The 10,964-nt window shown below is 70.2% G+C and carries 12 protein-coding genes; 7 read left to right on the top strand and 5 right to left on the bottom strand.

Annotated features, from left to right (window positions below):
* Nucleotides 1-185 (top strand): hypothetical protein (locus AB0E94_RS05130; RefSeq protein WP_360322718.1); only part of this gene is annotated, 185 nt, incomplete at its 5' end.
* On the opposite strand, the gene AB0E94_RS05125 is transcribed toward AB0E94_RS05130, so the two are convergent.
* From AB0E94_RS05125 to AB0E94_RS05105, 5 genes are all read right to left on the bottom strand, one after another.
* Nucleotides 137-1,330, bottom strand: a complete 1,194-nt coding sequence (locus tag AB0E94_RS05125) for an acyl-CoA reductase (RefSeq protein ID WP_360322716.1) — start codon at nucleotides 1,328-1,330, stop codon at nucleotides 137-139. The genes AB0E94_RS05130 and AB0E94_RS05125 overlap by 49 nt on opposite strands.
* Nucleotides 1,331-1,403: 73 nt before the next feature.
* Entirely contained in the window at nucleotides 1,404-2,429 is a 1,026-nt protein-coding gene (locus tag AB0E94_RS05120) for an acyl-protein synthetase (RefSeq protein WP_360322714.1), read from the bottom strand.
* Nucleotides 2,426-3,640 (bottom strand): AMP-binding protein, encoded by a 1,215-nt coding sequence (locus AB0E94_RS05115; RefSeq protein ID WP_360322712.1) that lies wholly within the window; start codon nucleotides 3,638-3,640, stop codon nucleotides 2,426-2,428. Before AB0E94_RS05115 ends, AB0E94_RS05120 begins: the two co-directional genes overlap by 4 nt.
* Nucleotides 3,637-4,368 carry an SDR family NAD(P)-dependent oxidoreductase gene (locus AB0E94_RS05110; RefSeq protein WP_360322710.1) on the bottom strand — a complete coding sequence of 244 codons (732 nt, stop codon included), beginning with the start codon at nucleotides 4,366-4,368 and terminating at the stop codon, nucleotides 3,637-3,639. The genes AB0E94_RS05115 and AB0E94_RS05110 overlap by 4 nt, the downstream gene beginning before the upstream one ends.
* Nucleotides 4,365-4,607 (bottom strand): acyl carrier protein, encoded by a 243-nt coding sequence (locus AB0E94_RS05105; protein ID WP_360322708.1) that lies wholly within the window; start codon nucleotides 4,605-4,607, stop codon nucleotides 4,365-4,367. The genes AB0E94_RS05110 and AB0E94_RS05105 overlap by 4 nt, the downstream gene beginning before the upstream one ends.
* 181 nt (nucleotides 4,608-4,788) lie before the next feature.
* Between AB0E94_RS05105 and pseB the strand changes: the two genes are divergently transcribed.
* The 6 genes from pseB to AB0E94_RS05075 are packed head-to-tail and all read left to right on the top strand — an operon-like array spanning nucleotide 4,789 to nucleotide 10,889.
* Nucleotides 4,789-5,769, top strand: a complete 981-nt coding sequence (gene pseB, locus AB0E94_RS05100; protein ID WP_360322706.1) for a UDP-N-acetylglucosamine 4,6-dehydratase (inverting) — start codon at nucleotides 4,789-4,791, stop codon at nucleotides 5,767-5,769.
* Nucleotides 5,769-6,893: an aminotransferase class V-fold PLP-dependent enzyme gene (locus AB0E94_RS05095; protein WP_360322704.1), complete on the top strand. Its 1,125-nt coding sequence runs from the start codon at nucleotides 5,769-5,771 to the stop codon at nucleotides 6,891-6,893. Before pseB ends, AB0E94_RS05095 begins: the two co-directional genes overlap by 1 nt.
* A gap of 3 nt (nucleotides 6,894-6,896) precedes the next feature.
* Nucleotides 6,897-7,745: a hypothetical protein gene (locus AB0E94_RS05090; protein WP_360322702.1), complete on the top strand. Its 849-nt coding sequence runs from the start codon at nucleotides 6,897-6,899 to the stop codon at nucleotides 7,743-7,745.
* The gene (locus AB0E94_RS05085) at nucleotides 7,742-9,172 is read left to right on the top strand and encodes a hypothetical protein (RefSeq protein WP_360322700.1); all 1,431 of its coding nucleotides are present in this window, start codon (nucleotides 7,742-7,744) and stop codon (nucleotides 9,170-9,172) included. Before AB0E94_RS05090 ends, AB0E94_RS05085 begins: the two co-directional genes overlap by 4 nt.
* The gene (locus tag AB0E94_RS05080) at nucleotides 9,166-9,894 is read left to right on the top strand and encodes a glycosyltransferase family protein (protein WP_360322769.1); all 729 of its coding nucleotides are present in this window, start codon (nucleotides 9,166-9,168) and stop codon (nucleotides 9,892-9,894) included. The genes AB0E94_RS05085 and AB0E94_RS05080 overlap by 7 nt, the downstream gene beginning before the upstream one ends.
* A complete protein-coding gene (locus AB0E94_RS05075) occupies nucleotides 9,891-10,889 on the top strand; it encodes a spore coat protein (RefSeq protein ID WP_360322698.1) in 999 nt (332 codons plus the stop codon). Before AB0E94_RS05080 ends, AB0E94_RS05075 begins: the two co-directional genes overlap by 4 nt.
* Nucleotides 10,890-10,964: the final 75 nt, after the last annotated feature.

Raw genomic sequence — 10,964 nt, 5'->3', positions numbered from 1 at the left:
CCAGCCGCAAACTGCGGGACAACCTGACCGGACACGCCTTCCTGATCGGTGCGGTCCTCTGCTTCGGCCTCTTCATGTGGTTCCCGATGATCCGCCCCCATCCGCGATACCGCGGTGAGCGACGGCCGGTGGTCTGTCAGGGCTGGAGTGTGGTCAGTCTGGTGAACTCGCTCGGCAGGTCGTAGCCGTCCCAGATGGCGCCGAACGTGAGCGCCGAACCGAACGGCACGATCCGGTCCACCCCGCGGCCGCCCAGCTCCACCGCGAAGGCACGCAGCTCAGCCGGGGTGAACCCGAAGTGGCTGACCGTCTGGTCCTGCCGGTTCATCGCCGGCACCAGGTCGAGCAGGGAGTCCACCTCGGCGAACGGGAACGCGCCGGCGCCGATCCAGCGCCGGGGCGCCTGCTCGGTGCCGGCCAGGGTCACCGCGGTGATCCGGTTGTCCGGGAAGTCCAGCGTGGTGGCGGCACCGGTGGCGGCCAGCCCGTACGCGTTGACCCGCTTCTCCACCGCCATCGCCGGATCGACGGTCCAGCCCCGCTGGTCGACCACACCGAGCAGCAGGTCGAGGAACTCGGCCCGGACCGCGCCGGTGTCCGAGCCGCCGCCGACCAGGAACACGGTCCGCGGCGAGGAGCAGGCGGCCTGGTCGAACCAGTACGCGTCGTTGGCGAACCCGACCACGGCGTTACGGCGTGCGGCCGGGTCGGCGGCACGCCAGCCGGGCACCGACAGGACGGCCCAGGACGTACGGTCGGGAAAGGTCAGATCTCGGGCCGACGGCCGCAGCGGCTGCGCGCGGATGGTGTCGACCGCATGGTCACCACCCCAGATCACCCGCAGGTCACACCACCTGCTGAGCGCCGCGGTGATCGCGTCGTCGTGGCCGTAGGTGACCATCCGCTGGGTCCGCCCGATCACCGGGTCGGCCTCGGTCTCGTTGAGCGCGTCCAGGATCACCTCGGCTGCCCCGGCCGACCGGGACGAGATCCGGACCACGTTGTGGTTGCCGGCGAGCGCCGAGATCGCCCACGAGTAGACGAAGATCGTGTCCACGTTGGCCGGTGGCAGGTGGAAGACGTTGCCCCGGGGGAAGACCAGCGCGTCCCGCCGGGCGGTCATCCGTTCCACCGAGCGGTTGAGCTCGGCCGGCCGCAGGAAGTAGCCGAGCGACCCGAGTTCCGGGTGGCGCCGGGCGACCGCGGGCGCGAGCAGTCTGCGGGCCAGTTTGGCGAGGAAGTCGACCATCCGCGGGTCACCGACGGTGAGCCGGTCCTCCGACGGGGCGGTCAGGTCGCCCTCTGCTCCGAACCGGTACTGCAGTGTCATTTCGGCATGCCCTTCTGGCCCTCGCCTGCGGCGCTGTCGGTCAGTGCGGCGGGTTGCCGCTCGGTGCAGGCGGTCATGCTGCCGCACTCCGATACGTGTCCGAGCATCCACGCGCCTCGGCCCGGGGCAACCGTCCGAGCACCGAGAAGCGTTTGCCGGGCCAGTCCCCGTCGTCGACGCCGTGCACGACACCGAGATCCTCGGTGAGCAGCACGTGACCCGGGTACGAGGTGGGCAGCGTGCTCACCACCTCGAGGAGGCCCGGTTTTCCGGGCGGTAGTTCCGCCCAGGTCTCCGGGTCGCGAACCACGACGTCCGCGAAGTCCGGGCAGTACAGCGATCCACCCGTCGGGCCTTCAAGAAAGATCGTTCCGATCTGCTCGACCATGCCGTAGAAGTTGTGGATCCGGGTGAGCCCGACGCCGGCCAGGCGGTTGCGGAACTCCTCCGGGGAGACGGCCTGGTCGACCAGTTTCTTCCAGCCGCCGGAGTGGATCAGGATGCCGTTGCTCAGGTCCAGGCCGTGCTCGCGGGCGATCTCGTAGAGGTGCAGCCAGACCAGGTAGGTGAACCCGAAGATCAGGAACGGCTGGTCGCCGTGTTCGGCCAGGAAGGCACGAAGGCCGTCGACGTCCGCATCGAGCGCCCACACGTGATCACGGCCGAAGGTGGCCATGCCCAGCACGCCGGCGCCGCGGGCACTGAACGAGCGGCGGTCCTTCAGGATCGACTTGGTGTCGACGATCAGCATCGGCAGGCGTTTGGGGCCGAGCACCGTCTGCAGGGTGGCGCCGAGCTGCCGGGTCTGGGTCGCAGCTGCCGCCTTGTCCAGATAAATCCGACTTACCTCACCTGTCGTGCCGCTCGACGTCAGCACCTTGAACACCTCGTCGTCCGGGATGCTCTTGAGCTCAAGGGTCTTGAAGAGCCGGACCGGCAGCCACGGCAATTCGGAAATGTCCGAAAAGGAAAAAACGCCGGACGCGGTGAGGATCCGATCATAGGGAGCACAGAGCCGTCGATGATGGTCGACGAGATCCACCAGCTGCGGAAACAGCTGCTTCTCGCGCGCGGCTTGGGACAAGGTGAAGACACTCACAGCAACGCCTCCAGCGCCCGATAGTCGGTCTTGCCGTTGGGCAGCAGCGGCAGAGACGGGATCGTGCGCACGTCGACCCCGGTGAAGTGGGCGCCCAGCCACTCCGCGATCTTGCTGCGGAGCGCACGGACATCGCCGTCCTGGGTGAAGACGTGCAGCCGGTCGTCCCCGGCCACGGCCGCGACCGGGAAGTGCCGCTCCACGTCGTCCAGGTTGATCCGGACGCCGAACACCTTGGCCATCCGCTTCAGCCGGCCGGTGAGGTAGAGGAACCCCTCCTCGTCGAGCCGGCCCAGGTCACCCGTGTACAGCACGCCGGCCAGGTCATCGCCCCGGGTCAGATCGGCGGCCGTCTCGGCGTACCCCATCATGACGTTGGGTCCTCGATAGACGACCTCGTCGTCCTCGATGGCGAAGGCGCCGCCGGGCATCGCCCGGCCGACCGAGCCGAGCCGGTCGGTCAACCGGTCGGGAGGCAGGCAGGCCATCCGTGGCCCGGCCTCGGTCTGCCCGTACATCACGAACATCCGGCCGCCGACGGCGTCCATCCGCGAGGCGAAATCGGTCACGAGGTCGGTTCGCAACCGGCCGCCGGCCTGTGTGAGGGTACGCACGGACGGGTACCGCGCCGGGTCGAAGCGGAGCCGTCGCAGCATCTCGTACTGGGACGGGACGAACGCCAGTGAGGTGACCCGGTGCTCGTCGATCGCCGCCCAGAAGTCCTTCTGCATGATCCCGGCCCGTTCCAGCACCACGGTCGCCCCGCGGAGCAGGTGCGAGTGCAGCACCGACAGCCCGTACGAGTAGAACAGCGGCAAGGTGGTGATCGCCACGTCGTCGCCGGTGACGCCGAGGCTGTCGGCCACCTGCCCGGCGTTCGCGAGCACCGCCGACCAGGAGAGCCGGACCAGTTTCGGGTCGCCCGTGGAACCGCTGGTGGTGAGCAGCAGCGCCAGGTCCGGGTGCACGTCGCCGGTGGTGTAGCGGGCGATCAGCGCGCTGTGGTCGAGATCCGGGTCGAGGAGCAGTACGGGTTTCTCCAGGCGCAGCGCCGCGAGGTACCGGGCCACCGCCGCGACCGTGGTCGGCATCGGCAGGAAGACGATCGTCTCCCCGGCGATCTCGGCGGCGGCCGCGTCGATCAGGGCCGGCGTCAGCCGCTCGCCGGTGGCCGCGTCGACGACCCGCGCGGAGGGGTGGAGCAGGTTCACAGCGTCAGTCCCCCGTCGACCCCGATGATCTGGCCGGTGACGAATCGGGCCTGCTCGGAGAGGAGAAAGACGATCACGTCGGCGACCTCGTCGGCCGCACCGAGGCGACCGAGCGCGGTGTGCGCGATCCGGTCGGCACGGCCCGCCTCGTCCAGGGTGTCGAGCATGTCGGTCGCGATGAAGCCCGGCGCGACCGCGTTGACCCGGATGCCACGCGGGCCGAGTTCCTTGGCCGCGGACCTGGTCAGCCCGGCCACGGCCGCCTTCGACGCGGCGTAGACGGCCTGTCCCGCGACGCCCTGGTCGCCGGTGATCGAGGCGGTGAGGACCACCGCCGGTCGCTGCCCGCGGGTGAGCAGCCGGACCGAATTCTGCAGGGTGTACGCCGCACCCGCCGCGTTGACCGCGAACAGCCGCTCGACCGTGGCGTCCGGAGTCATGCCGAGCATCCCGGCCGCGTGCGTGCCGGCGTTGACGACCAGCGCGTCGAGCCGTTTGAAGGTGTCGAAGGCGAGCCGGGCCAGGGCTTTGCTGGTGGCCGGGTCGGCGATGTCACCGGCCGCGTGCACGACCGTGACACCGAACTTGGCGGCGATCTCCCCGGCCGTCGCGGCGATCCGCTCCGGGTCGTGACCGTGCAGCACCAGGTGGTGGCCCTGTTCGGCCAGACGGGACGCGACCGCCCGGCCGATTCCGCGGGACGCCCCGGTGACCAGGGCGACGCTCACTTGACGTCCACTCCGTATTTACCGAGGATTCGTACGGCCTCAGCGAAGCTGGACATATTGATGACATCGTCGGTGTCAATCATTACCGAGAATTCATCTTCAATAGCGGCGACAAGCGACATGTGCGCGAGGGAATCCCACTTCTCGTGGTCCTGGTAACGCAGGTCGTCCACGGGCTCATCCGCCGGAAGATCGAGGGCAGTACGGAACGCCTCGCGTAGTCTCGGCAGCTCAGTCACAGTATTACTCCAGGGTGCGGTGTTCAGAGGAGGCCTACGATCCCGCAACTTCCCGGTCGTCTCGACCAATCGCGGTTGAACTGAGAATGAACTGCACACAGCATTTTCTCGCGCACCTGGAAATGCGTTCCGGGCTGGTTATGCTTCCGCCTCGTAACCCCCTGAACCCCCGGAGAATCTCGTGTCTGAACTCGCCGGCTCCTCGATCCTTGTCACCGGCTCGACCGGTTCCTTCGGCAAGGCTTTCCTCAAGTACGCGCTGACGCACCTCGACCCGTCGCGCATCGTGGTGTTCTCCCGTGACGAGCTGAAGCAGTACGAGGTCCGCCAGATGTTCGGCGACGACCCGCGTCTGCGCTTCTTCATCGGCGACATCCGCGACGAGAAGCGGCTCGCCCGGGCCATGCACGGCATCGACTACGTGGTGCACGCGGCGGCCCTCAAGCAGGTCGACACCGCCGAGTACAACCCGTCGGAGTTCGTCGCGACGAACATCAACGGCACCCAGAACGTGATCGACGCGGCCATCAACGCCTCGGTCAGGAAGGTCGTCGCGCTCTCCACCGACAAGGCGTCCAGCCCGATCAACCTGTACGGCGCGACCAAGCTGGCCGCCGACAAGATCGTGATCGCCGGCAACCACTACGCGGCCACCCACCCGACCCGGCTCGCCGTGGTCCGCTACGGCAACGTGATGGGCTCCCGCGGCTCGGTGGTCCCGTTCTTCCGCAAACTCGCGGAGGAGGGCAAGAGCCTGCCGATCACCGACAAGCGGATGACCAGGTTCTGGATCACCCTGGACCAGGCGGTCAAGTTCGTCGTCGACTCGTTCGACGTGATGCAGGGCGGCGAGCTCTACGTCCCGCGGATCCCGAGCATGCGGATCATGGACCTGGTCGAGGCGGTCGCGCCGGGCGCCGGCACCCACGAGATGGGCATGCGCCCCGGCGAGAAGCTGCACGAGGAGATGATCGCCGCCGACGACAGCCGCCGGACCCTGCGGTTCAAGGACCGCTACGTCGTCCAGCCGGTGGTCGCGAGCTGGGGCTACCAGACCCCGCTCGGCGGCGAGGAGGTTCCGGACGGCTTCAACTACCGCTCGGACAACAACGACCTGTGGCTCTCGGTCGACGAGATGCGCGACCTCCTGACGGAGGACTGATGCTGCCCTACGGACGACAGTCGATCGACGCCTCGGACGTGCAGGCGGTCGTCGCGGCGCTGGGCAGTGACTGGCTCACCACCGGACCGCGGGTCACGCAGTTCGAGGCCGACATCGAGGCGGTGGCCGGCGCGCCCGCGGTCACGGTCACCAACGGGACCACGGCGCTGCATGCGGCGTACGCGGCTGCGGGTGTCGGAGCCGGCGACGAGGTGATCACCACGCCGATGACGTTCGTGGCGACCGCGTCCGGCGCGGCCATGCTCGGCGCGAAGGTGGTCTTCGCCGACGTCGAGGAGGACACCGCCAACCTCGACCCGGCCGCGGTCGAGGCCGCGGTGACCGCCCGCACCACGGTGATCACGGCGGTCGACTACGCCGGTGTGCCGGCCGACTACGACAGGCTGCGGAAGATCACCGACAGCGCCGGGGCGATCCTGGTCGGCGACGCGGCGCACTCGATCGGGTCCACCTATCGCGGGCGTCCGGTCGGCACCCTCGCCGACCTCACCACCTTCTCGTTCTTCCCGACCAAGAACCTCACCACCGGCGAGGGCGGCGCGGTCGTCTCGACCCGGCCGGAGCTGATCGAACGGTTGCGGGACTTCCGGACCGTCGGATCGGTCCGCGACCCGCAGCGCCTGCGCCGCACCGGTGAGGGCGGCTGGTACTACGAGGTGCAGGAGTTCGGCCTCAACTACCGGCTGCCGGACGTGCTCTGCGCGCTCGGATCGGCCCAGCTGCGCCGGCTCGGCGAGTTCAAGGCGCGCCGCGCGCGCCTGACGGCACGCTACGACGAACTTCTCGCCGATGTTCCAGGCCTCCGCCTTCCGGCTCGGCGTCCCGACGTGGATCCGATCCGGCACCTCTATCCGGTACGGGTACTCGACGGCCGCCGGCACGAGGTGTACGACAGGCTGCGCGCCGCCGGAATCGGAGTGCAGGTCAACTACATCCCGGTCTACTGGCACCCGGTCTTCGAGGACCTCGGGTACCGGCGGGGCATGTGCCCGGTCGCCGAGGCCTTCTACGCCGAGGAGCTGTCCCTGCCGCTCTTCTACGACCTGAGCGACTCCGACCAGGACCGCGTCGTCGACACACTGCGCGGGATCCTCGGGAGTTAGCGGGTGCACCACGGGAACCACTTCTACGGGCACGCGCATGTGCTGGCCGGGTACTGCGGACTGGACCCGGCCAGTCCGCCGCGCATCGACGGGTACCTCCAGCACGGGTGGAACGTGGTCGACGGGCTGGGTGGCGGCACGCCGTACGCCCCGGGCAGCACGATCTTCGTCTGGTCCGAACGGACCCGCCGCCGTGCCTGGTCGATGAACCGCCCGCTGGCCACCGTGATCGGCGCCCCCTTCCTCTACCTCCTCCGTTCCGAGCCGCCAGCCCCACGTGCCGGCCTACGGTCCGAATCGGACCACACCTCACCACGCGAAGGTGAGCGGGAGGGGACGATCTGGTACCCGTTCCACGGGTGGGAGGGGCAGCAGGTCAGTGGTGACCATCACCGGCTGATCGACGAGATCACCGCCACCGAGAGCGGGCCGATCACGTTCTGCCTGTACTGGAACGAGTTCGAGGACCGGCGGATCCGGGCGCTGTACGAGCGGGCCGGGCGGGTCGTCTGCCACGGTTACCGCGGGTACATGCGGATGCGGACCGATCCGGACTTCCTCCGCGGCCAGCTCGCCGAGCTGCGCCGGCACCGGCGGGTGGCATCCAATCGGCTGAGCACGGCGGTCTTCTACGGCGTCGCGGCCGGTTGTGAGCCCGCGGTGTACGGCGACCCGATGTACCTGGACAAAGAGGACACTCCGACGGCCGACCGGATCCGGCGCGAGTGGCCCGAGCTGCACGGCGCCGCACCCGATCCGGAGACCGCCCGGAAGATCGTGCTCGCCGAGCTCGGTGACGGTCACCTGGCCACCCCGGCCGAACTGCGCGCGATCCTGGGATGGGCCGCATGATCCGGATGATCGGCGGCGAGATGCCGGAGTACGCCGAGGAACACCCGCCGGCCGGCGGCGTCCTCCTGAGGCACCTGCTGGAACGCCTGCCCACCGGCATCCGGGTGCTGGTCGCCGGCCCGCACGAGCCCACCCTGGTCGACGTGCTGGCCGACCGCCGGGACGTGACCTGCCTGGTCCGGTCCCAGCCGGACGCCGCCGCTCTCCCAGACGTCACGGTGCTCTGCGGCACCCTGTCCAAGCTCACCGACGCCGACCGGTACGACGTGGTGATCGCCCTCGACGGCGTCGGCCGGCTGTGCTCACCCGAGGACACCCCGCTCGACTGGGCCGAATCGGTACGCATCCTGGCCCGCTCCCTGCGCCCCGGCGGAACCCTGCTGCTCACCGTCGAGAACGAGCTGGGCGTGCACCGGCTGGTCGACACCGGCGCGGCGGCCTCGGCCCGTACCGGGGACGCCTGGCACGCGCTCGGCGACTTGAACGACGTGCCCGGCCGCCCGGACCGGCTGGCCGCCGCACTCGCCGCTGAGGGCCTGCCGGTCTCCGCCCTGGCCGCCGCGTGGCCCCGGCCGGAGAGCCCGTCGCTGCTGGTCACGCCGGAGACGCTGAGTCACGGGCCACTGGACGCGCTGGCCGCTCTGGCCGCGGCGGCGGTCTCCCCCGCTTACCCGGGCCGGCCCGTCCTCAGTGATCCACGCCGGCTCGCCGCCACGGCCGTGCGCCGTGGGATCGGTGCCGAGCTGGCCCCGGCCTGGCTGGTCGTCGCCCAGCGCGCCATCCGCCCGGGCCAGGCCGCCGTGACTCTCGCGCCCGCGTTGTTCGCCGGCCCGTCCGGAACGGTGACCGAGGTGAGCGGCGGGTCGCTGCCGGCTGGGCGGGTGCTCGAGGAGTGGCTGCTCAGCGCGGCGCTCGGGCGTGACCTGCCGGTGCTGCGGCGGCTGCTCACCGGGTGGATGACCGAACTGCCGATGGCCGGCGCCGGCAACGTGCTGGTCGACGGCGACCGATACGCCCTGCTGGATCCGGCCGTCCCGGACCAGCCGGACGCGCTGGCCCGGTTCGCGCACACACTCCTCGACGGCGGATACCACCACCCGTGGCCCGGCGTCACCGATGTGGCCCGGCTGATCGCCGTGCTGGCCGGCGCCGCCGGGATCGACACTCCCCCGGACACCTCCGGCAGCGACGGGCCGCACGGCCGCCGCGAGCAGGAGGCCCAGCTCAGCGCGCTACGGGAGCGGCTCGCCGACGCCGAGGAACGCTGCCGGTTCTTCGAGATCGAGCTGGAGAAACGCGAGGCCGAACTGGGCCGCGCCAAGACACAGATCGCCGCGTTCAGCGGCAACCTCGGCTATCGCGCCGCCAAGGCCGGGCTCGTCCTGGCCCGCGCCGCCCGCAATCGCATCCGAAAAGGACGATCATGAGCACCCTCGGCATCATTCAGGCCCGGATGGGCTCCACCCGGCTGCCCGGCAAAGTGCTGCGTAACCTGGGCGGACGGACCGTCCTCGACCGGGTGGTCCGGGCCGCCCGGGCCAGCGGCGTCGTCGACGACCTGGTCGTGGCCACCACGATCCTGCCCGATGACGACGCGGTCGAGGCCGAGTGCGCGGCGATCGGGGTGGACTGTCACCGCGGCCCGGTCGACGACGTGCTCACCCGGTTCCTCGGCGTGCTGGAGACCCGGACCACCGACGACGTGCTCCGGTTCACCGCCGACTGCCCGCTGCTCGACCCGCGGCTGGTCGCCCGGGCGTACCGGGTGTTCGCGGCGGCCGATGTCGACTACCTGACCACGTCGATCATGCGGACCCTGCCGCGCGGCCTGGACGTCGAGGTGGTCCGGGCGCCGGTGCTCAAGGAGATCGACAAGCTGGCGTACGACCATCACCGCACCCACGTGACGTCGTACATCTACACCCACCCCGGGGACTTCGACCTGATCGGGCTGACCGTGCAGCCGGACATGTCGTACCTGCGGCTCACCCTGGACACCGAGGACGACTGGCAGCTGATCGAGGCGATCGTCGACCACTTCGGTGATGCGCCGATCGCGATCCGGGACATCGCCGACTGGCTCGGCGGGCAGCCGGCCCTGGCCGAGCTCAACGCGCACATCATGCAGAAGGACCTGGAGCAGGCATGACCAGCATCGGGATCCGGTGCGACGCCGGGGCGCTCACCGGTGTGGGGCATCTGGTGCGGTGCGTGGCGCTCGCCGAGGAGCTGACCGCACGTGGTGCCGACGTGCACTTCCTCAGCGACCTGGGTGGGGTGGCGTGGGCCGAGGCTCAGCTCGGACAGCGCGGGCTGCCCTGGCATCCGGCGCCCTACGACGAGGTCGGCCTGGTCTCGGCGGTCCGGCGGCTCGGACTCGACGCCCTGGTGATCGACTCGTACACGCTGCCGCCGGCGCACAGCAAGGCGGTCCGGGCGGGCGGGACGCCGGTGCTGGCCATCGTGGACGGTGACCCGCGTGGCCAGGACGCGGACATCTACGTCGACCAGAACCTCGACGCCGTGCTCGACTCCGGTTCGGTGCGCCTGGCCGGTCTCGACTATGCCCTGCTACGTGCATCAGTGCGCAGGCTCCGGCCTCAGGCGGCACCGGTGAGCTCGTTCGACCGTACCCCCAAGGTTGTCGCGTTCTTTGGCGGAACCGACGCCTACCGTGCCGCGCCGCAGGTCGCGCGGCTGCTCACGGACGCCGCGGCGCCCTTCGAGGCGACCGTCGTCGCCGCTGACGCGTCGCTGCGCGCCGAACTGCTCGCGGTCCCGGCCGGCGAAGGGCAGCGATTCGAGATCATCGATCCGACCGATCGCCTGCCGGAGCTGCTCGCCGACGCCGACCTGGTGGTCAGCGCCAGCGGCACCTCGACGTGGGAGCTGCTCTGCCTCGGCCGGGCGGCCGCGTTGGTCCAGGTCGTCGACAATCAGATTCAGGGGTACGAGCGGACGATCGCCCGTGGCTACGCGGCGGGTCTGGGCTGTCTCGGCGCGTTCGACGAGAACGCCGTGACCACGCTGCGCCGCCTGCTGCTGAAACCCGGCGACCGGACCGCCCTGGCCGTCCGGGGATGGGCCGCGGTCGACGGCCGTGGTGTCGAACGAGTGGCGGACGCCCTGCTCAGGGGCTTGTGACCGGTATCTCTGTTCGCGCTCAGCGGCCTCGCAAGGTTGCCGAACAGTAGTAACGGCAGTCCGCTGATTTCTCGG

Source organism: Actinoplanes sp. NPDC026670 (genome assembly GCF_040638175.1).
Classification (GTDB): Bacteria; Actinomycetota; Actinomycetes; order Mycobacteriales; family Micromonosporaceae; genus Actinoplanes.
The sequence above is the reverse complement of the archived record's forward strand: the minus strand, read 5'-3'. Positions and strand labels throughout refer to the sequence as shown.